The organism is Halomonas sp. ND22Bw, from assembly GCF_003011945.1.
Lineage (GTDB): Bacteria > Pseudomonadota > Gammaproteobacteria > Pseudomonadales > Halomonadaceae > Halomonas > Halomonas halophila.
In genome coordinates this window covers 118,801-138,408 of sequence record NZ_PXWD01000002.1, presented here as the reverse complement: position 1 = coordinate 138,408, position 19,608 = coordinate 118,801, and the positions used below count along the sequence as shown (strand labels likewise).

Genomic DNA, 19,608 nt, shown 5'->3' with positions numbered 1-19,608 from the left:
GGTCCCCTCTTTGCAGGTCCCGCCGCTCCCGACGGGCCGTGTCACGCTTCTGGTCTAGCCGTCCAGCGACAGCTGGGTGCTGCGCTCGATCCAGCCGCCGCCTCCGGTGGGCACGATCTCCACCAGCTGCACCGAGGCGGACGTGATACCGACGATGCGCCCGAAGTCCGAGCCCATGTGATCGCCGACGCGCAGCCGGTGCACCTTGCCGCCCGGCGCCCGGATCAGCGCCGAGGGCGTGCCGCCCACGGTCAGCGTGCCCACCAGCTCCAGCTGGCCGAGCTCATAGGCCTCCAGCGGCTCCCGCGATCGCGACCGGTCAGGCGCCAGCTCCGCATCGCCCTCCGGCAGGGCGCGGCTCTCCGGCAGCCGCACCTGGAAGGGGCTGCGCCGGTCGGCGAAGCGGTAGTCCACGGCGTGATAGACCGGCATCGGCGGCAGCGGCTCGAGCGTCACCTCGCCGGGATCGGCCCGCAGCGCGGCCAGTTCCCGATCGAGATCGCCGCTGGCCGCGTCGCGGCAGGCGCCGAGCGACAGCATCAGGCCCAGCAGCGCCAGGCCACGCCCCCAGACCCTCATGGTGCCTCCTCCTCGCCGGAGGACGCTTCTTGCGGCGGCCGATAGCTGTAGGTCCGCGCCAGCATCGACAGCTCGAGCCGCCCGTCGCCGGACGGCGCGAGGGTGAAGTCATGCTGGGTGACGATGCGTGGCAGATCGGCGACGGCGGCAAGGAAGGAGCCGATGCGATGGTAGTCGCCGCTCACCCGGATATCGAACGGCCGCTCCACGTAGAACTCCCGCTCTACGGGGCTGCGCAGGCGGATGGCGTCGATGGTCAGCTGGCTGTCGATCGCCGCCTCGCTGATGTCGTCGATCAGCGACGGAATCTCGGGACCGCTGGGCAACATGCCCACCAGCACCTCCAGACGACCGTCCAGCGCCTCCACCTGCTCGCGCATCCCCGGCAGATGGGCCGCCTGAGCCGCCTTGCTGCGGTAGTCCCGCAGCAGGCGGGCCTCTTCCTGCCGCGCGCTTTCCAGCGCCTGGGCCTTGGGCGCCGCCAGGTACCAGTAGACCCCGGCGAAGGTCAGCCCGACCATCAGCAGGCAGCAGATCAGCTGCAGCAGGACGGGCCAGCCGCCGGCCTCCTTGATGTCCAGCTCGCTCAGTTCCACGTCCGTCAGGCGACGCCATTCGGCGGCGAGGTTCATGGCGTCACCTCCTGCCTGGCGGTGTCGTTCGCGGCCCCCGGCATGTGCTGGCCGACGCTGAGATCGAAGCGGCGCTCGCCTCCCTCGGCCTCCACCTCGGACAGCACCGGCACGTCGAGCACCGGCGAGGCCTCGAGGGCACGCAGCTGGTCGGAAACGCGACGATTGTCCGGCGCCAGGCCGGTCAGGCGCAGGCGATCCCCCTGACGCTGGAGGTCGACGTAGTACACCCCTTCCTCGAGGCTGGCGGCCAGGGCATTGAAGACGTGCACGGTCTGGGGACGCTCGGCCTGCAGCTCCTGCAGCACCTCGATGCGACGATCGAGCGTCTCGAGCCGTGACTCGTATTCGCTGACGGTGCGGATGTCATGATCCAGCTCCGCGGTGCGCTGGCGGATCAGCGCATGGCGCTGCTGCTGGGCCATCAGCTGCTGCTCGTGGTACCAGGTCACGGCATAGCCACCGCCCAGCCCGATCAGGGCGGCCAGCGCCAGGGCCAGATGGAAGCGCTTGCTGCGCCGCTGGCGCTGCGCCTCGCGCCAGGGCAGAAGGTTGATCTCGATGGTCATCCACGCACCCTCATCGCCAGCCCGCAGGCCGTCAGCATGGCCGGGGCGTCGCCGGCCAGGGTCTCGACATCGACCCGCGAGCTCACCTTCATGCGCCGGAAGGGGTTGGCGATCACCACCTCCATCCCCGTTTCCGCCGCCAGGCGGTCCGCCAGGCCGGGCAGCACCCCGGTGCCGCCGGCCAGGATCATGCGCCGCACCTCCTGCTTGCGGCCGGCCGTGTAATACAGCTGCAGCGAACGCCCGACCTGCTGCACCAGGGTCTCGATGAAGGGATCGAGCACGCTGCGCTGGTAGTCGTCCGGCAGGCCGCCACGCTTCTTGGCCAGGCCGGCCTCCTCGAGGCTCAGCCCGTAGCGGTTGCGGATCTCCTCGGTGAGCGCCCGGCCGCCGAACACGGTGTCCCGGCTGTAGGTGATGCGACCCTCGCGCAGCACGTGAAAGGCGTTCATGTGAGCCCCTATATCCACCAGGGCGACGCCACCGTCCTGGGCGACGGTGGCCGGCAGCTGGGTCGCGAGCTCGGTGTAGGCACGCTCCATGGCGAAGGTCTCGACGTCCACCACGGCCGGCGCCAGCCCTGCCTGATGTACCGCCTCGGTCAGCTGGCCGACGTCCTGCTGGCGGCAGGCGACCAGCAGCACGTCCTGCTGATCGCCGTAGCGCTCGTTGAGCCCGAGCCGCTGAAAGTCGAAGGCCACTTCACTGAACGGAAAGGGAACGTGCTTGTCCGAGTCGAGCTGGATGCGGGTCTCGATCTCGTCGTCCGACAGGGTCGCCGGCAGCGTCAGCGTCTTGGTGATCGCCGCGCTGGCCGGCACCGCCACCGAGACACGCCGGCTGGTCGGCTTGGCATGATCCACGGCGCGCTTGAGCGCATCGACGACCTCGCCCATGTCGCGGATGCGTCGCTCCACCACCGCGCCCTCGCGCAGCGGCCGCACGGCATAGCTCTCGACGCGATAGCCCCCGCCGCCCCACTTGAGCTCGATCAGCTTGACGGTGGCCGAGGTGATATCGACCCCGATGAGCCCCTTGCCGGCTGCACCGATTCGCATCTAGGTCATGCTCCCGACTGAATGCCTGCGTAAAACCACTCGTTATAATACGGCACCGACCTAATACTGAAGACAGGATAAGCGTCATGCCAATTCTTCTGTCAGCGGAGGCTACATGAAATCGCCTGATCTCACACGAACGGGTGTCGCCAGACGTCAACGCTGGTGGTCGCGCTGACGGCTTCCTATAATGGCCGGCGCATCTGCACCCTCGTTCGCCCCCGCCGCTTCGCACTCGTTCACCGCATGGATACCGTTTTTTCATGAAGTTCTTCAGAACCCTGGCCTTCTCGGCATTCTGGCTGCTGGTTTCGCTGTCCACCGCTTCGGTGCTGGCCGTGGCCGGGGCCGCCCTCTACTTCGCCCCTGGCCTTCCCGACGTGCGGCAGCTTCAGGATTTCGAGCTGCAGACCCCGCTGCGCATCTTCACCCGTGACGGCAAGCTGATCGGCGAGTACGGCGAGGAACGCCGCCAGCCGGTGAACTACGACGAGATTCCGCCGACCATGGTCGACGCCCTGATGGCCGCCGAGGACGCGTCCTACTTCGACCATCACGGCGTCGACCCCAAGGGTCTGGCCCGCGCCGCCGTCCAGCTGGCCGCCAGCGGCGGCGACATCCGGTCCGGGGGGTCCACGATCACCATGCAGGTGGCGCGCAACTACCTGCTGACGCTGGACCAGACCTTCACCCGCAAGATCCGCGAGATCCTGCTGGCGCTGCAGATGGAGCAGATCCTCAGCAAGGAAGAGATCTTCGAGCTCTACGTCAACAAGATCTTCCTCGGCCACCGTGCCTACGGCATCGCCGCCGCGGCCGAGGTCTATTACGACAAGCCGCTCGGCGACCTGACCCTGGCCCAGCAGGCCATGATCGCCGGCCTGCCCAAGGCACCGTCCGCCTTCAACCCGCTGGCCAACGCCGAACGCGCCCTGATCCGCCGCAACTGGATCCTGTTCCGCATGCGCGACCTGGGCTATATCGACCAGGCCACCTACGACGAGGCCGTCCAGGCGCCGATCACCGCCCGCCGCCATCAGACCAAGGCCGAGGTCACCGCCGACTACGTGGCCGAGATGGCCCGACAGTACGCCGTCGACCGCTTCGACGACGCCTACACCGGGGGATATCGCATCACCACGACCCTGGACAGCGAACTGCAGCCCCAGGCTCGCCAGGCGCTGGCCAACGGCCTGATCGCCTACGATACCCGCCACGGCTGGCGCGGCGCCGAGCAGTCCGATATCCCGCGCAGCCTGGCGGAAGCCCAGGAGAACACCGACCCGGAGGGCCTCGAGGAAGAGCTGGCCGAATCCCCCGAGGTGATGAGCACCGCCCGCCAGGCCGCCGAGCGCAGCCAGACCGAGGTCGACGGCATCGACGGCGACGTCAGCAACTGGCTGCAGGTGCTGGATCGCACCCCGGTGCTGGGCCCGCTGGAACCGGCCATCGTGGTCTCCACCGAGGGTCGCGAGATGCGCGTGCTGGCCCGCGGCGGCGAGGTCCGTACCCTCGACTGGGACGGCCTCGACTGGGCCCAGCCTTACCGCAACGCCCGCTATCGCGGCGCGGCACCGAACTCCGCCGCCGATATCGCCAGTCCCGGCGACCTCGTGCGCATCCTGCAGCGCGAGGACGGCAGCTGGCGCCTGTCCCAGCAGCCCGATGCCCAGGGCTCGCTGGTGGTGCTGGACCCCGACACCGGCGCCATCCTGGCCCTGCAGGGCGGCTTCGACTATGATGCCAGCAAGTTCAATCGCGCGCTCCAGGCGCGCCGCCAGGCGGGCTCGATCTTCAAGCCGTTCATCTACCTGGCCGGCCTGAACAGCGGCGAGGTGAATCCCGCCACCATCATCAACGACGCCCCGGTGGTGATGGAGGACGGCAGCAGCGAGCTGTGGCGCCCCAACAACTCCAGCGGCGACTTCCTCGGCCCGACCCGCCTGCGCGTCGGCCTCGCCCGCTCGCGCAACCTGGTCACCATCCGTCTGCTGCAGACCCTGGGGCTCGAGCGCACCATCGGCTTCCTGCAGGACTTCGGCTTCCACCCCGAGCGCCTGCCCCACGGCCTGTCGCTGGCGCTCGGCACCACCAGCCTGACCCCGCTGGAGATGACCCGCGGCTATGCAGTGCTGTCCAACGGCGGCTTCGCCATCGAACCCTGGCTGATCCAGGAGATCACCCGCGGCGAGGCCCAGACCGTGGTGCAGGAAGCCGATCCACTGGTGGCTTGCCGCGAGTGCGCTGCCGACCAGGAGACCGTCGAGCGAGATGGCAAGACCTACCGGGTCGCGCCGCGCGTGGTCGATCCGGCGGCGGCCTTCCTGCTCCGTGACATGCTGCGCGACGTGGTCGAGCGGGGCACCGCCCGCCGCGCCCTGGCCCTCGAGCGCGGCGACATCGTGGGCAAGACCGGCACCACCAACGACCAGCGCGATGCCTGGTTCGCCGGCTTCAACACCGAGCTCGCTGCCACCGTCTGGGTCGGCAAGGACGACAACAGCTCGACCGCGGAATACGGGTCCCAGGCGGCGCTGCCGATCTGGGTCGATTTCATGGGCAGCGCCCTGGCCGGCACCCCGGAACACTGGCCCGAGCGCCCGGACGGCGTGGTGACACGCCGTGTCGACCCCGACACCGGCCGCCTGCTGCACGACGACCAGTCCGGCGGCATCGAGGAGCTCTTCCGCGCCGACCACCTGCCCAGCTACCAGCCGCGCCGCGTCGACCGCGCTGTGGAACAGGAAAGCGGCTCCCAGGGCACCGGCGCCTACGAAGCCATCTTCTAGATCGTCGTCTCGCCGGTGCGGTGGCCCGCCGCCGCACCGGCCCTCTGCTTCGCTCTTCCCCGAACCGACCGCGAGACATCCCATGCGCTCCAAGGTGATAGCCACCTGCGGGCTTGGCCTGCTGATGCTGGCCGGCGACACCCTGGCCTCCCCCTTCTATGCGCCCCCGGTGCCGAAGGAGGACTCCCCGCCCCTGACCGGCGAGGCCGAGCTCGGCTTCACGCATCTGCAGGGCAATACCAACAGCCAGACCCTGATCGCCAAGGGCCGCCTGGTGTGGCTGGATGGCGCCTTCACCCACAGCCTGCGCGGCGAGGCCCGCCACGTCACCCAGGACGAGGAGACCAGCGCCGAGCAGTACCTGCTGGCCGCCCGCGAACGCTACGACATCGAGGGCCCGCACTACCTGTTCGGCTTCGCCCGCTGGGAAGACGACCGCTTCAGCGGCTACGACTATCAGGCCACGGTGATCGGCGGCTACGGCCGTCAGGTGCTGGATAACGAGCACCACGTGCTGTCGCTGGAGGCCGGGCCCGGCTACCGGGTCGATAGCGTGACCGATGAGCAGACCCGGCGACTCGGCGTGGCCTACGGCGCCATGGACTACCGCTGGCACCTCTCCGACACCGCCTCCTTCGCCCAGGAACTGTCACTGGAGGGCACCGATCGCAACCTGACCGCCCGCTCGCTCTCCAGCCTGACGTCACGCCTCAACGAGCACCTGGCGCTCAAGCTCTCCTACGAGCTCAAGCACAACACCCGGCCACCCGACGGCGCCACGGCACGCACCGATCGCATCACCAACGTCTCGCTGCTCTACGACTGGTAGGGCCATCGAGGCGCTTTTCCCAACGCGTCCTCCAGACGCAACGACGCCGGCCCGAGGGCCGGCGTCGTCATTTCCGCACCGTGCTGGCGATCAGCGGCCGTAGACGTCGTCCACGGTCTTGAGCGGATAGTGCGCGGGATACGGCTTGCGCGCCACGCCGGAATCCACCGCCGCCTGGGCCACCGCCGAGGAGACGCGCTCGAGCAGCCGCACGTCCACCGGGGTAGGCAGGATATAGTCGCGTCCGAAGCTCATGCTCTCGGCCTCGTAGGCCTCCAGCACCGCCTGGGGCACCGGCTCGCGGGCCAGGTCCTTGAGCGCATGCACCGCGGCGACCTTCATCTCCTCGTTGATGCGCGTCGCCCGCACGTCCAGGGCGCCGCGGAAGATGAACGGGAAGCCCAGCACGTTGTTGACCTGGTTCGGGTAGTCGGAGCGGCCGGTGGCCATGATCACGTCGGGGCGCGTCTCGCGAGCCAGGTCCGGATGGATCTCCGGGTCCGGGTTGGTACAGGCGAACACCACCGGATGGTCGGCCATCTTGCGGATGTGGTCGGCGCTCATCAGGCCGGGGCCGGACAGGCCGATGAAGACGTCGGCCCCGTCGATGGCGTCGTCCAGGGTGCGCTTGTCGGTGTCGACCGCGAACATCGCCTTGTACTGATTGAGGTCCTCGCGACCGCTGTGGATCACGCCCTTGCGGTCCAGCATCACCAGGTTCTCGGCGCGGGCGCCACAGGACACCAGCAGCTTCATGCAGGCGATCGCCGCCGCCCCGGCACCGAGGCAGACGATCTTCGCCTCCTCGAGGGACTTGCCGGCGATGTCCAGGGCGTTGAGCATGCCCGCCGCGGTGACGATGGCGGTGCCGTGCTGGTCGTCATGGAACACCGGGATGCTGCACTGCTCGACCAGCGCGCGCTCGATCTCGAAGCACTCCGGCGCCTTGATGTCCTCGAGGTTGATGCCGCCCCAGGTATCGGCGATGCGCGCCACGGTGTCGATGAAGGCCTGCGGGCTCTCGGCGTTGACCTCCAGGTCAGTGGAGTTGATGCCGGCGAAGCGCTTGAACAGCACGCCCTTGCCCTCCATGACCGGCTTGCTGGCCAGCGCGCCCAGGTTGCCGAGCCCCAGGATGGCGCTGCCGTCGGAGATCACCGCCACCAGGTTGCCCTTGCCGGTGTAGAGATAGGCGTTCTCCGGATCCTGAGCGATCTCGCGCACCGGCTCGGCCACGCCCGGGCTGTAGGCCAGGGCCAGATCCCGGGAGGTCGCGGTGGGCTTGGTCAGCTCCACCGACAGCTTCCCGGGAATGGGCTTCGCGTGATAGTCCAGTGCCGCCTGTCTCTTCGCGTCTGTCATGCTCAGGATCCGGTTCGAATGGTATTGAGGGCCAGCGAGATTATAAAAAAAACTTCCACTTCTCAACTTAGTAAAGTTACACAATCTAGCAACCGCTTTCGCAGACGTTCGCCACCATTTGCCGTAACTTATATTTCACCGCTCTGCCATAAAGGATTCCTTATCGAAGCGACGCCCGATCGTCGGGCGTAAAAAAACCCGCCACCAGGGCGGGTTCTTTCGGCTGCTGCCAACGCCGGCGCAGGGCGCCGGCGACGCATCAACGCTTGACGGCGGCACCGAAGCGCTTGTTGAAGCGCTCGACGCGGCCACCGGTGGTCGCCTGCTTCTGCTTGCCGGTGTAGAAGGGGTGGCACTGAGAGCAGACGTCCAGGGACAGGTCCTGATCGTTGGTGGTGCCGACCTCGAAGGTGGCGCCGCAGGAGCAGGTCGCGTTGACCGTCTTGTAATTCGGGTGGATACCTTGTTTCATCTTGAGCCTCGCTACGCTGTATGCCGCCACCTGATCCCATGCCAGGCACCGCATACGGATTGTCTGAACGTTCAAACCGGGCGCCGCCCCACACAGGGTGACGCGGCGGCCGAGCATTCTAGCAGAGCCGCCCCCGGAGGCCAATTGTCCGTTTCCTCGCCCGCCGTGCTGGGCATCGCCGTACCGTCACCGCTTCGCCGCCTGTTCGACTACCGCCCCGCCGGCGCGCCGCCGGAGGGCGGCTGGCAGCCGGGACTGCGCGTGCGGGTGCCTTTCGGCCCTCGCCGGGTGGTCGGCGTGGTCGTGGAGTGCCGCGACGACAGCGACCTGCCGCTGGCCAAGCTCAAGCCGATCGAGGATCGCCTCGACGACGCCCCGCTGCCGGCGGACTGGCTGTGGCTGTGCCGTTTCACCGCCCGCTACTACCAGCACGCCCCGGGCGACACCCTGCACCAGGCGCTGCCCGCGCTGCTGCGACAGGGCCGCGCCCTGGAGGCACGCACCCGGGAGCGCTGGCAGGTCACCGAGGCCGGCGCCGACGAGACGCCGGAGAGCCTCGGCCGGGCGCCGCGCCAGGCCGAGCTGCTGACCATGCTGCGCCAGCATCCCCAAGGCATGCTTGCCCAGGCCATTCTCGCCCAGTCGTTCACTCGCCCCCAGCTTCAGGCGCTGGAGAGAAAGGGACTGGTCGCCCGGCGCGAGGAGCCACGTACCGGTCCGGCCGACGCCGGCGGCCTGCTGCTGGCCGAGCCGGTGCTGCCGCTCAATCGCGAACAGGCCACCGCCCTGGCCGCGCTTCACGAGGGCCTCGACGCCTATCACCCCTGCCTGCTGCACGGCGTCACCGGCAGTGGCAAGACCGAGGTCTACCTGCAGCTGATCGAGGCGGTGGTCGGCCGCGGCCGCCAGGCCCTGGTATTGGTGCCCGAGATCGGCCTGACGCCGCAGACCCTGGCGCGCTTCAAGCGCCGCTTCCGGGTGCCGGTGGTGGCGCTGCACTCGGGGCTTACCGATCACGAGCGGCTCGACGCCTGGGAGGCCGCGGCCAGCGGCCGGGCGCCGATCGTCATCGGCACCCGCTCGGCGATCTTCACGCCCCTGGCCGCGCCCGGCGCGATCATCGTCGACGAGGAGCACGACGGCTCCTTCAAGCAGCAGGAAGGGCTGCGCTACCACGCCCGCGACCTGGCCGTGGCCCGCGCCCATCATCACGGCATCCCGCTGGTGCTGGGCAGCGCCACGCCGTCGCTGGAGACCCTGCACCGGGCCCAGAGCGGCGACTACCGCCACCTGCGCCTGACCCAGCGCGCCAGCCGTCACGCCCCGGCGCGCCTGGAACTGGTCGACCTGCGCGGCCGCCCCCGCCGAGGCGGGCTGATTCCGCCGGTGTTCGAGGCCGTCGAGGAGACCCTGTCCGCCGGCCATCAGGTGCTGGTGTTCATCAATCGCCGCGGCTTCGCCCCGACGCTCAGCTGCCACGCCTGCGGCTGGCTCGCCGAGTGCGACCACTGCGACGCCCGCCTGACCCTGCATCGCCAGCCGCCGCTGCTGGCCTGCCACCACTGCGACCAGCGCCGCGCCCTGCCCGACGCCTGCCCCGACTGCGGCAGCGCCGACCTGCGCCCGCTGGGCAGCGGCACCGAGCGCACCGAGGAAACGCTGGCCGAGCGCTTCCCCGACGTGCCGGTGCACCGCATCGACCGCGACAGCACGAGGCGCCGCGACGCCCTGGAGCAGACCCTGACCGAGGTGCGGCGCGGCGAACCCTGCCTGCTGGTGGGCACCCAGATGCTGGCCAAGGGCCATCACCTGCCCCACGTCACCCTGGTGGTGGTGGTCAACGCCGACGCCGGCCTCTATGCCAGCGACTTCCGCGCCCTGGAGCACAGCGCCCAGCTGCTCGAGCAGGTGGCCGGCCGCGCCGGCCGCGCCGCTCACCCGGGCCGGGTGCTGGTGCAGACCATGCACGCCGACGACCCGCACCTGCGCCTGCTCTCGGCCCGCGGCTACGACGCCCTGGCCGAGCAGCTGCTGGAGGAACGCCGCGTCGCCGCCCTGCCGCCGTTTCGCTTCCTGGCGCTGCTGCGTCTGGAGGGCGCCCAGGAGGCGGCGGTCACCGAGCTCGGCGGCCGCGCCGCCGAGGCGCTGCGCGAGCACCTGAGGGCACGCGAGCTGGACGTGGACTGCCTGGGCCCGGTGCCGGCGCCCATGGAGCGCCGCCAGAACCGCTACCACCTGCAGCTGATGCTGAGCGCCGGGAAACGCAGCCGGCTCCACGAGGCCGGCGCCTGGCTCACCGCCTGGCTGGAAGCCGAGCCGGCGGCGCGGCGGGTACGCTGGTCGCTGGATATCGACCCCCAGACGCTGAGCTGAAAGCGGGAAAGCCGCAAGAATTCGCCACCCGGGGTATCAATGCTTGTCTTCTTCGAGCTCCGGGCGCGGGAGCGCCGCTCTTCGGTCTTCCAGCTCCCCGGGCCCGGCTCCGCCGGGTCGGGGTTTAAAGCCCGCGCGCAATTGTCGATAATGTGCGGCCAAATGCCCGCCGACGGGCGACCGACACGCCCGCGCCACAGGACATCAGACTCCCCATGAAAGACACCATCATCTCCCTGCTGGAGGGCGCCCTGGACGAACTCAAGCGCCAGGACGTCCTGCCCTCCAAGCTCGCCCCGACCATCAAGGTCGACCCGACCAAGGACAAGGCCCACGGCGACTACGCCACCAACCTGGCGCTGATGCTGGCCAAGCCCGCCGGCAGGAAGCCCCGTGAGCTGGCCGAGGCGCTGGTCGAGGCGCTGCCGGCAAGCGACGCCGTGTCGAAGGTCGAGATCGCCGGCCCCGGCTTTGTCAACTTCTTCGCCGCCACCGACGCCGCGGCCCAGGTCATCCGCCAGGTGCTGGACGAAGGCGACACCTTCGGCCGCAGCCTGAGCGGCCAGGGCCAGAAGGTGCAGGTGGAGTTCGTCTCCGCCAACCCCACCGGCCCGCTGCACGTCGGCCACGGCCGCGGTGCGGCCATCGGCGACAGCATCTGCCGTCTGCTCGAGGCGGTGGGCTACGACGTCACCCGCGAGTTCTACTACAACGACGCCGGCGCCCAGATCTCCAACCTGGCGCTCTCGGTGCAGGCCCGCGTCAAGGGCATCGACCCCGAGGACGACGGCTGGCCGGCCGACGGCTATCGCGGCGGCTACATCATCGACGTGGCCAACAGCTACCTGGCCGGCGACACCATCCACGCCGACGACCGCCACGTCACCGGCGCCGCCGACCCGGACGACCTGGACGCCATCCGCGAGTTCGCCGTGGCCTACCTGCGCCGCGAGCAGGACCTCGACCTGCGCGCCTTCGGCGTCGAGTTCGACGTCTACTTCCTCGAGTCCTCGCTGTACCGCGACGGCAAGGTGGCGGCCACCGCCGAGCGCCTCGCCGAGAAGGGCCACACCTACGAGCAGGACGGCGCCACCTGGCTGCGCACCACCGACTTCGGTGACGACAAGGACCGGGTGATGCGCAAGCAGGACGGCCACTACACCTACTTCCTGCCCGACGTCGCCTATCACCTCGACAAGTGGCAGCGCGGCTTCACCACCGTGATCAACGAGCAGGGCGCCGACCACCACTCCACCGTGACCCGCGTGCGCGCCGGCCTGCAGGCGCTGGAGGCCGGCATTCCCCAGGGCTGGCCCGACTACGTGCTGCACCAGATGGTGATGGTCACCCGCTCCGGCGTGGAGGTGAAGCTCTCCAAGCGCGCCGGCAGCTACGTCACCGTGCGCGACCTGATCGACGAGGTCGGCCGCGATGCCACGCGCTTCTTCCTCGCCGCGCGCCGCGCCGACTCCCAGCTGACCTTCGACATCGACCTGGCCCGCTCGCAGTCCAACGACAACCCGGTCTACTACGTGCAGTACGCCCACGCCCGCGTGTGCAGCATGCTGCGCAAGGCCGAGTCGCTCGCGCAGCCGTTCGACCACGCCCTGGCCATGGACCACCTGGCGCGCCTGGAGGCCGAGCAGGAGAAGGCGCTGATGAACCGCCTGGCCCGCTACCCGGAAGTGGTCGCCCACGCCGCCGCCAGCCGCGAGCCGCAGCAGATCGCCCAGTACCTGCTCGACCTCGCCGCCGAGTTCCACACCTGCTACAACGCGGTGAAGGTGATGGTCGAGGACGACGCCCTGCGCAACGCCCGCATGGCGCTGTTCCTGGCCGCCCGCCAGGTGCTGCGCAACGGCCTGGACCTGATGGGCGTCGGCGCCCCCGAGGAGATGTAAACCATGGCCAGCCGCAAGCCCGCCGCCAACAGCCGCAAGCGAGGCGCCACCAGCTCCCGGAAGGCCCCCGCCAAGGCATCCGCCCCGCGGCGCGGCGTGCCCGGCTGGCTATGGGGACTGACCGGCCTGGTGGCCGGCTTCCTGATCTCGCAGCACCAGCACGGCACCGCCCCCTGGCAGGACGGCCCGGCCTCGCCGACGCCCATCGCCACCGGCGAGGCCCCGCCCCCGTCCGCCCGTCCCGGCGACGCGGCGCCGGCGGACGACGAGCCGCCGATGCCGACCTTCGAGTTCTATACCCTGCTGCCGGAGTCCGAGGTCATCGCCCCGGGCGAGCAGACGGCCTCGTCCACGGCCACGCCACCGCCGCGCCCTGCCAGCAACGAGGACGAGGGTTCGAGCGCCGAGTCCGTCTCGGCCGACGACCCTATCGCCCAGGTGATCGCCGCCAACAGCGCGCCGGCCGAGGACACGACCCGCAGCGCCGAGGACGGCAAGCGCTACGTGCTGCAGGCGGCCTCGTTCCGTCAGTCCGGCGACGCCCGGCAGCTGGCCGGCCGCCTCAAGGACTTCGGCCTGCTGGCCAACATCAGCGAGGTCCAGACCGGCGACGGCGCGACCTGGCATCGGGTCCAGGTCGGCCCCTACCGGGACCGCCGGGAGCTGTCCCGGGCCCGCGACCTGATGTCCACCCAGGGCATCGAGCCGCTGCTCATCCAGCTGCAGTGACGCGCCGCGCTTGAATTCCGGGCCCGGCGCCCACACCTCCCCAGTAGCTCATGCACGGCGCCGCCCCTCGCGGCGCCGCAGGGGAATCGCCGGCACGCACCGGCGAGCGGCGCGACATGCCTCGCCCGCGCCCCGTGTTCCGCCATTCCCAAGTCATCGGGAGCCGAACGCTCCCTCAAGGAGAGTCCCCTCCATGACCACGATCGTTTCCGTGCGTCGCGGCGACCAGGTGGCGCTGGCCGGCGACGGCCAGGTGTCGCTGGGCAACACCGTGATGAAGGGCAACGCCAGCAAGGTGCGTCGCCTGTACCGCGGCCAGGTACTGGCCGGCTTCGCCGGCGGCACCGCCGACGCCTTCACCCTCTTCGAGCGCTTCGAGGCCCAGCTCGAGAAGTATCAGGGCCACCTGACCAAGGCCGCCGTGGAGCTGGCCAAGGAATGGCGCACCGACCGCGCCCTGCGCCGCCTCGAGGCGCTGCTGGCCGTGGCCGACAAGAACGCCTCGCTGATCATCACCGGCAACGGCGACGTGGTGGAGCCCGAGCGCGGCATCATCGCCATCGGCTCCGGCGGCAACTTCGCCCTGTCCGCGGCCCGCGCCCTGCTCGAGAACACCGAGCTGTCGCCCCGCGAGATCACCGAGAAATCGCTGGAGATCGCCGGCGACATCTGCGTGTTCACCAACCACAACGTCACGCTGGAAGAGCTCTGATCATGACCCAGATGACCCCGCGCGAGATCGTCCACGCCCTGGACCAGTACATCATCGGCCAGCAGGACGCCAAGCGCGCCGTGGCCGTGGCGCTGCGCAACCGCTGGCGCCGCATGCAGCTCGACGACGAGCTGCGCCAGGAGGTCACGCCCAAGAACATCCTGATGATCGGCCCCACCGGCGTGGGCAAGACCGAGATCGCCCGCCGCCTGGCCAAGCTGGCCCGCGCGCCCTTCATCAAGGTCGAGGCCACCAAGTTCACCGAGGTGGGCTACGTCGGCCGCGACGTCGAGTCGATCATCCGCGATCTCACCGAGGCCGCCATCAAGCTGGTCCGCGAGCAGGCCAAGGAAGAGGTCGGCCATCGCGCCGAGGACGCCGCCGAGGACCGCATCCTCGACGCCCTGCTGCCGCCGCCCCGCGGCCAGGAGAACGAGCCGCGCACCGAGAACGCCACCCGCCAGTCGTTCCGCAAGAAGCTGCGCGAGGGTCAGCTCGACGACAAGGAAATCGACATCCAGGTCACGCCACAGGCCCAGGGCATGGACATCAACACCCCGCCGGGCATGGAGGAGATGACCAGTCAGCTGCAGAACCTGTTCTCCAGCATGGGCAAGCAGCAGACCGAGACCCGTCGGGTGGCGGTCAAGGACGCCTTCGCGCTGCTGCGCGACGAGGAGGCCGCCAAGCTGGTCAACGAGGATGACATCAAGCAGCGTGCCATCGAGGCCGTCGAACAGCACGGCATCGTCTTCCTCGACGAGCTCGACAAGGTCGCCAAGGGCAGCGCCAACTCCAGCGGCGGCGAGGTCTCCCGCGAGGGCGTGCAGCGCGACCTGCTGCCGCTGATCGAGGGCTCCACCGTGTCCACCAAGTACGGCATGGTGAAGACCGATCACGTGCTGTTCATCGCCTCCGGCGCCTTCCACCTGTCGCGCCCGTCGGACCTGATCCCCGAGCTGCAGGGCCGCCTGCCGATCCGCGTCGAGCTCGACGCCCTGACGCCGGACGACTTCAAGCGCATCCTCACCGAGCCGTCCGCGGCGCTGACGCGCCAGTACCAGGCGCTGATGGCCACCGAGGGCCTGGACGTGACCTTCACCGACGACGGCATCGCACGCATCGCCGAGATCGCCTGGAAGGTCAACGAAGGCACCGAGAACATCGGCGCCCGCCGCCTGCACACGGTCATGGAACGCCTGCTCGAGGAGGCCTCCTACCAGGGCGGCGACCTGGGCAGCCCGCTGACCATCGACGCCGCCTACGTCGACTCCCAGCTCGGCGAGCTGGCGATGGACGAGGACCTGTCGCGCTATATCCTCTAAGCGCGACGCGAAAAGGCGATAGCATGGGGAGGCAGGCCAGGCCTCCCTCCCCATCGCGCCACGCATCCCTCGGACATTTCACCGGAGGTGCCCATGTCCGCCCCGATTCCCACCCGAGTGCACTACCACAAGCAGGCCCGCGAGCTGGAGCTGACCTATGAAGGCGGCGAGAGCCACCGGCTGTCGGTGGAGTACCTGCGCGTCTTCTCCCCCTCCGCCGAGGTGCGCGGCCACGGCCAGGGTCAGGAGACCCTGCAGGTCGGCAAGAAGCACGTCGGCCTGGCCAACATCACCCAGGCCGGCCGCTACGCGCTCAAGCTGCACTTCGACGACGGCCACGACAGCGGCCTCTACAGCTGGGACTACCTGCACGAGCTGATCGAGCACCAGGAGGCCAACTGGGCCGACTACCTGCAGCGCCTCGAAGACGCCGGGGCCTCGCGGGAAGCGCTGGGCATCGAGATCAAGCAGCTGTAGGCGAAAGCCCCGCCGTCAAGACAAGGCCCCCCGGGGGGCGCTACAATGCGGCCCAACACGCGGGGCCGTCGGCCTCGCCCCCATTGTGCAGCTGACCCGGGAGCCTCCCTCGCATGACCCCCAGCGACAAGCGCACCACCCACTTCGGTTACCAGGAAGTTCCGGTCGACGAGAAGGCCTCACGCGTTGCCGACGTCTTCCACTCCGTCGCCGCCCGCTACGACGTGATGAACGACCTGATGTCGTTCGGCATCCACCGGGTGTGGAAGCGCCTGACCATCGAACGCGCCGGCGTCCGCCCGGGACACAGCGTGCTCGACATCGCCGGCGGCACCGGCGACCTGACGCTGAAGTTCTCGCGGCTGGTCGGTCCCCGGGGGCGCGTGGTGCTGGCCGATATCAACGAGTCGATGCTGCGGGTCGGGCGCGACAAGCTGCTCGATCGTGGCGTCGGCGGCAACGTCGAGTACGTCCAGGCCAACGCCGAGACCCTGCCCTTCCCGGACAACACCTTCGACTGCATCACCATCGCCTTCGGCCTGCGCAACGTCACCGACAAGGACGCCGCCCTGCGCTCCATGGCGCGGGTGCTCAAGCCCGGCGGCCGGCTGCTGGTGCTGGAGTTCTCCAAGCCCGACAACCCGCTGCTGAGCCAGGCCTACGACCAGTACTCCTTCCGCCTGCTGCCGCGCATGGGCGAGCTGGTGGCCGGCGATGCCGAGAGCTACCGCTACCTCGCCGAGTCGATCCGCATGCACCCCGACCAGGAGACCCTGAAGGGCATGATGGAGGACGCCGGCCTGGAGCGGGTCGAGTACACCAATCTCACCGGCGGCATCGTCGCCCTGCACCGCGGCATCAAGCTGTGAGGACGAGATGGCGCTGACACCGACCCTTCTGCTGGGCGGCCTCGAGCGCAGCCTCAACGCCCTGCTCGCCCGCGACCCCGCCGCCCCCGTCCGCCTGGAACGCCTCGCCGGACAGCGCCTGCTGATGCGCCTCGAGGCCTCCTCGCTGGCCGTGGCCATGGCCTACCACGCCCAGGGCGTGGACCTGTTGCGCCCGGATGACGAGCCCGAGAACGCCTTCGACGCCGTCGTCGAGCTCGACCCGGAAACCCTGGGCGAGCTGCTCGGTGGCGCCTCGGTGGAACGGCTGATGTTCCAGGGCAGGCTCGTGGTGCGCGGGCATATCCCGCTGCTCGAGGCGACCCGCGACCTGCTGCTCGACCTCGACCTGGACTGGGAGGGCGAGCTGGCCCGCTGGCTCGGCGACGTGCCGGCCCACAGCCTGGCCGAAGGCATGCGCAGCCTCGGCCGCTGGGGCCTGCGCACCCGCCAGGAGCTGTGCGCCGACGTCTCCGAGTACGTCTTCGAGGAGGCCCGGCTGCTGCCCGGCCGTCACCAGTTCGAGGGACTGCGCGACCACCTCACCGAGCTGGAGGTCGCCACCGACCGACTCGAGGCACGCCTGGAGCGCCTGCGCCGACGCCTCACCGCCGAGGGAGACGGCGCATGATCCGGCGGCTCGCGCGCATCGCCTGGGTGGTCACCCGCTATCGCCTGGACACCCTGATTCCCAAGGAACGGCTGCCCTGGTGGCTGCGCGGCCTGCTGACCCTGTCGCCGCTGCGGCTGATCCCCGTGGGCCAGCGCCCCCGGGGCGAGCGGCTGCGCCTGGCGCTGGAGACCCTGGGGCCGATCTACGTCAAGTTCGGCCAGGTGCTGTCGACCCGCCGCGACCTCTTCCCCGACGACATCGGCGACGAGCTGCGCCGCCTGCAGGACCAGGTGCCGCCCTTCCCCGGCCACCTCGCCCGCGGGCTGGTCGAGGAGGAACTCGGCATGCCGCTGGAACAGGCCTTCGCCGAGTTCTCGTCCGAGCCGCTGGCCTCGGCCTCGGTGGCCCAGGTGCATGCCGCCCTGCTGCCCGACGGCGAGGAAGTGGTGGTCAAGATCATCCGCCCCGGCATCGAGCGCGTGATGCGCCAGGACATGGCTCTGATGTACCGGCTGGCCGCCGGCCTGGCACGCATTCCCGAGGCACGCCGGCTGCGCCCGGTGGAGGTGGTCCGCGACTACGAGTCGACCCTGTTCGACGAACTGGACCTGACCAAGGAAGCCGCCAACACCTCCCAGCTCAAGCGCAACTTCAAGGGCTCGCCGCTGCTGTTCGTGCCGACCATCCACTGGGCGCTGACCCGCCGCCGGGTGATGGTCCAGGAGCGCATCCACGGCATCCCGGTGGCCGATCTCGCGGCCCTCGAGGCCCAGGGCACCGACCTGCGCCGGCTGGCCGAACGCGGCGTGGAGATCTTCTTCACCCAGGTGTTCCGCGACAACTTCTTCCACGCCGACATGCACCCGGGCAACATCTTCGTGTCCCGCGAGACGCCCTGGAACCCCCAGTACATCGCCATCGACTGCGGCATCGTCGGCAGCCTGACCCGCGAGGATCAGGACTACCTGGCGCGCAACCTGCTGGCCTTCTTCCACCAGGACTACTACGAGGTAGCGGCGCTGCACATCGAGTCGGGCTGGGTCAGCGAGGACACCCGGGCCAACGAGTTCGCCGCCGCGGTACGCACCGTGTGCGAACCGATCCTCGAGAAGCCGCTCAAGGACATCTCCTTCGGCCAGGTGCTGCTGGGCCTGTTCCAGACCGCCCGGCGCTTCAACATGGAGGTCCAGCCGCAGCTGGTGCTGCTGCAGAAGACCCTGCTCAACATCGAGGGCCTGGGCCGCCAGCTGTATCCGGACCTCGACCTCTGGGCCACCGCCAAGCCCTACCTGGAAGACTGGATGAAGGAGCGCGCCGGCGCCCGCGGGCTGTGGGAATCCATGAAGCGCCAGGCGCCCGAGCTCTCGCGCCAGCTCCCCGAGCTGCCGGTGCTCGCCCACCAGGCGCTGGCCCGAGCCGAGCATGGCCACCAGCAGCGACAGCGACAGGGCGAGGCCCTTGGCGCCATCCAGCGTGGCCTGGAAAGCCAGGCCCGCCGCCAGCGCCGCCTGCGCCTGGGGCTGCTGATCGCGGCCGCGGCACTCGCCTGGCAGCCGCTGGTCCAATGGGCAGACGGCCAGCCCTGGCCGGTGCTCGGCGCGGCGGCCATCGGCGCCCTGCTGCTGGCCTGGAACTGATCCACCTACTGCAACGGAAACGTCTCATATGAGCGATATTCTCGACCGCCTCGACGAGGTCCTGACCAGCCGTCGCCAGGCCGCGCCCGACGACTCTTACGTGGCCAGCTTGCATCACAAGGGCCTGAACAAGATACTCGAGAAAGTCGGCGAGGAAGCCACCGAGACGCTGCTCGCGGCCAAGGACGCCGAGCGGGGCGACGAGGCGGCCCGTCAGGCGCTGGTCGCCGAGACGACCGACCTGTGGTTCCACAGCCTGGTGATGCTGTCGCACATGGGGCTGAGTCACCGCGAGGTCCTCGACGAGCTGTCTCGCCGCTTCGGCCTGTCCGGCCACGACGAAAAGGCCGCGCGGCCCCGATAAGACCACGACGCCGGTCCCCGGCGCAGCAACCTGAGGTATTCCCTATGTTAGGCGGCATCAGTATCTGGCAACTCCTGATCGTCCTCGGCATCATCATCCTGATCTTCGGCACCAAGAAGCTGCGCAACGTCGGCGGCGACCTCGGCGGCGCGGTCAAGGGCTTCAAGAAGGCCATGGGCGAGGAAGAGAAGAGCGACGATAGCGACAAGTCCCAGGCCCAGGTGCGCCACGACGACGAGGGCCGGACCTACGACGTCCACGCCGAGCGCAAGCCCGAGGAATCGGAAGAGCGCAAGTAAG

At 69.6% G+C, this 19,608-nt stretch carries 19 protein-coding genes; 13 read left to right on the top strand and 6 right to left on the bottom strand.

Annotated features, from left to right (window positions below; translation table 11 throughout):
• Positions 1-54: 54 nt before the first annotated feature.
• From CVH10_RS03540 to pilM, 4 genes are read right to left on the bottom strand one after another with little or no spacing between them, the layout of a single operon-like run.
• The gene (locus tag CVH10_RS03540) at positions 55-579 is read right to left on the bottom strand and encodes a pilus assembly protein PilP (protein ID WP_106487833.1); all 525 of its coding nucleotides are present in this window, start codon (positions 577-579) and stop codon (positions 55-57) included.
• Entirely contained in the window at positions 576-1,211 is a 636-nt protein-coding gene (locus tag CVH10_RS03535) for a type 4a pilus biogenesis protein PilO (RefSeq protein ID WP_035592639.1), read from the bottom strand. The genes CVH10_RS03540 and CVH10_RS03535 overlap by 4 nt, the downstream gene beginning before the upstream one ends.
• On the bottom strand, positions 1,208-1,780 hold the full coding sequence (locus CVH10_RS03530; protein ID WP_035592641.1) for a PilN domain-containing protein: 573 nt from the start codon (positions 1,778-1,780) through the stop codon (positions 1,208-1,210). The genes CVH10_RS03535 and CVH10_RS03530 overlap by 4 nt, the downstream gene beginning before the upstream one ends.
• Positions 1,777-2,838, bottom strand: a complete 1,062-nt coding sequence (gene pilM / locus CVH10_RS03525) for a type IV pilus assembly protein PilM (RefSeq protein ID WP_106487832.1) — start codon at positions 2,836-2,838, stop codon at positions 1,777-1,779. Before pilM ends, CVH10_RS03530 begins: the two co-directional genes overlap by 4 nt.
• 263 nt (positions 2,839-3,101) lie before the next feature.
• Between pilM and CVH10_RS03520 the strand changes: the two genes are divergently transcribed.
• Both CVH10_RS03520 and CVH10_RS03515 read left to right on the top strand, forming a co-directional pair.
• Positions 3,102-5,627, top strand: coding sequence for a penicillin-binding protein 1A (locus tag CVH10_RS03520; protein WP_035592645.1), 2,526 nt, complete (start codon positions 3,102-3,104; stop codon positions 5,625-5,627).
• An 82-nt stretch (positions 5,628-5,709) separates the two neighbouring features.
• Positions 5,710-6,456, top strand: a complete 747-nt coding sequence (locus CVH10_RS03515; RefSeq protein WP_106487831.1) for a YdiY family protein — start codon at positions 5,710-5,712, stop codon at positions 6,454-6,456.
• 90 nt (positions 6,457-6,546) lie between these two features.
• On the opposite strand, the gene CVH10_RS03510 is transcribed toward CVH10_RS03515, so the two are convergent.
• Both CVH10_RS03510 and rpmE read right to left on the bottom strand, forming a co-directional pair.
• The gene (locus tag CVH10_RS03510; RefSeq protein WP_035592648.1) at positions 6,547-7,818 is read right to left on the bottom strand and encodes a malic enzyme-like NAD(P)-binding protein; all 1,272 of its coding nucleotides are present in this window, start codon (positions 7,816-7,818) and stop codon (positions 6,547-6,549) included.
• Positions 7,819-8,077: 259 nt separating this feature from the next.
• Positions 8,078-8,290, bottom strand: coding sequence for a 50S ribosomal protein L31 (rpmE, locus tag CVH10_RS03505; protein WP_035592649.1), 213 nt, complete (start codon positions 8,288-8,290; stop codon positions 8,078-8,080).
• Between the two features lie 144 nt (positions 8,291-8,434).
• Here rpmE and CVH10_RS03500 point away from each other — a divergent pair, with 144 nt between their 5' ends.
• The 11 genes from CVH10_RS03500 (at position 8,435) to tatA (ending at position 19,607) form a co-directional block, all read left to right on the top strand.
• Complete coding sequence (locus CVH10_RS03500; RefSeq protein ID WP_369335717.1) at positions 8,435-10,663, top strand: primosomal protein N'; 2,229 nt, start codon at positions 8,435-8,437, stop codon at positions 10,661-10,663.
• A gap of 215 nt (positions 10,664-10,878) precedes the next feature.
• Positions 10,879-12,564, top strand: a complete 1,686-nt coding sequence (argS, locus tag CVH10_RS03495) for an arginine--tRNA ligase (RefSeq protein ID WP_106487830.1) — start codon at positions 10,879-10,881, stop codon at positions 12,562-12,564.
• 3 nt (positions 12,565-12,567) lie between these two features.
• The gene (locus CVH10_RS03490) at positions 12,568-13,293 is read left to right on the top strand and encodes an SPOR domain-containing protein (RefSeq protein WP_035592653.1); all 726 of its coding nucleotides are present in this window, start codon (positions 12,568-12,570) and stop codon (positions 13,291-13,293) included.
• 193 nt (positions 13,294-13,486) lie between these two features.
• Positions 13,487-14,005 carry an ATP-dependent protease subunit HslV gene (hslV, locus tag CVH10_RS03485; protein WP_016853485.1) on the top strand — a complete coding sequence of 173 codons (519 nt, stop codon included), beginning with the start codon at positions 13,487-13,489 and terminating at the stop codon, positions 14,003-14,005.
• A 2-nt stretch (positions 14,006-14,007) separates the two neighbouring features.
• On the top strand, positions 14,008-15,330 hold the full coding sequence (gene hslU / locus CVH10_RS03480) for an ATP-dependent protease ATPase subunit HslU (protein WP_035592656.1): 1,323 nt from the start codon (positions 14,008-14,010) through the stop codon (positions 15,328-15,330).
• Positions 15,331-15,423: 93 nt separating this feature from the next.
• Positions 15,424-15,807 carry a gamma-butyrobetaine hydroxylase-like domain-containing protein gene (locus CVH10_RS03475; RefSeq protein ID WP_035592658.1) on the top strand — a complete coding sequence of 128 codons (384 nt, stop codon included), beginning with the start codon at positions 15,424-15,426 and terminating at the stop codon, positions 15,805-15,807.
• A gap of 113 nt (positions 15,808-15,920) precedes the next feature.
• Entirely contained in the window at positions 15,921-16,676 is a 756-nt protein-coding gene (ubiE, locus tag CVH10_RS03470; protein ID WP_106487829.1) for a bifunctional demethylmenaquinone methyltransferase/2-methoxy-6-polyprenyl-1,4-benzoquinol methylase UbiE, read from the top strand.
• 7 nt (positions 16,677-16,683) lie between these two features.
• Positions 16,684-17,325 (top strand): SCP2 domain-containing protein, encoded by a 642-nt coding sequence (locus tag CVH10_RS03465; RefSeq protein ID WP_106487828.1) that lies wholly within the window; start codon positions 16,684-16,686, stop codon positions 17,323-17,325.
• Positions 17,322-18,944: a ubiquinone biosynthesis regulatory protein kinase UbiB gene (gene ubiB / locus CVH10_RS03460; protein WP_106487827.1), complete on the top strand. Its 1,623-nt coding sequence runs from the start codon at positions 17,322-17,324 to the stop codon at positions 18,942-18,944. The genes CVH10_RS03465 and ubiB overlap by 4 nt, the downstream gene beginning before the upstream one ends.
• A 28-nt stretch (positions 18,945-18,972) precedes the next feature.
• Entirely contained in the window at positions 18,973-19,308 is a 336-nt protein-coding gene (locus CVH10_RS03455; protein WP_035592664.1) for a phosphoribosyl-ATP diphosphatase, read from the top strand.
• A 44-nt stretch (positions 19,309-19,352) separates the two neighbouring features.
• Positions 19,353-19,607, top strand: coding sequence for a Sec-independent protein translocase subunit TatA (gene tatA, locus CVH10_RS03450; RefSeq protein ID WP_035592666.1), 255 nt, complete (start codon positions 19,353-19,355; stop codon positions 19,605-19,607).
• Position 19,608 lies beyond the last annotated feature (1 nt).

Coding starts and splice junctions, on each gene's coding strand:
- ubiB (WP_106487827.1), top strand. CDS start 17,322: ATGATCCGGCGGCTCGCGCGCATCGCCTGGGTGGTCACCCGCTATCGC.
- tatA (WP_035592666.1), top strand. CDS start 19,353: ATGTTAGGCGGCATCAGTATCTGGCAACTCCTGATCGTCCTCGGCATC.
- CVH10_RS03535 (WP_035592639.1), bottom strand. CDS start 1,211: ATGAACCTCGCCGCCGAATGGCGTCGCCTGACGGACGTGGAACTGAGC.
- CVH10_RS03540 (WP_106487833.1), bottom strand. CDS start 579: ATGAGGGTCTGGGGGCGTGGCCTGGCGCTGCTGGGCCTGATGCTGTCG.
- CVH10_RS03520 (WP_035592645.1), top strand. CDS start 3,102: ATGAAGTTCTTCAGAACCCTGGCCTTCTCGGCATTCTGGCTGCTGGTT.
- CVH10_RS03465 (WP_106487828.1), top strand. CDS start 16,684: ATGGCGCTGACACCGACCCTTCTGCTGGGCGGCCTCGAGCGCAGCCTC.
- CVH10_RS03490 (WP_035592653.1), top strand. CDS start 12,568: ATGGCCAGCCGCAAGCCCGCCGCCAACAGCCGCAAGCGAGGCGCCACC.
- argS (WP_106487830.1), top strand. CDS start 10,879: ATGAAAGACACCATCATCTCCCTGCTGGAGGGCGCCCTGGACGAACTC.
- CVH10_RS03455 (WP_035592664.1), top strand. CDS start 18,973: ATGAGCGATATTCTCGACCGCCTCGACGAGGTCCTGACCAGCCGTCGC.
- pilM (WP_106487832.1), bottom strand. CDS start 2,838: ATGCGAATCGGTGCAGCCGGCAAGGGGCTCATCGGGGTCGATATCACC.
- CVH10_RS03530 (WP_035592641.1), bottom strand. CDS start 1,780: ATGACCATCGAGATCAACCTTCTGCCCTGGCGCGAGGCGCAGCGCCAG.
- CVH10_RS03475 (WP_035592658.1), top strand. CDS start 15,424: ATGTCCGCCCCGATTCCCACCCGAGTGCACTACCACAAGCAGGCCCGC.
- rpmE (WP_035592649.1), bottom strand. CDS start 8,290: ATGAAACAAGGTATCCACCCGAATTACAAGACGGTCAACGCGACCTGC.
- ubiE (WP_106487829.1), top strand. CDS start 15,921: ATGACCCCCAGCGACAAGCGCACCACCCACTTCGGTTACCAGGAAGTT.
- hslV (WP_016853485.1), top strand. CDS start 13,487: ATGACCACGATCGTTTCCGTGCGTCGCGGCGACCAGGTGGCGCTGGCC.
- hslU (WP_035592656.1), top strand. CDS start 14,008: ATGACCCAGATGACCCCGCGCGAGATCGTCCACGCCCTGGACCAGTAC.
- CVH10_RS03510 (WP_035592648.1), bottom strand. CDS start 7,818: ATGACAGACGCGAAGAGACAGGCGGCACTGGACTATCACGCGAAGCCC.
- CVH10_RS03515 (WP_106487831.1), top strand. CDS start 5,710: ATGCGCTCCAAGGTGATAGCCACCTGCGGGCTTGGCCTGCTGATGCTG.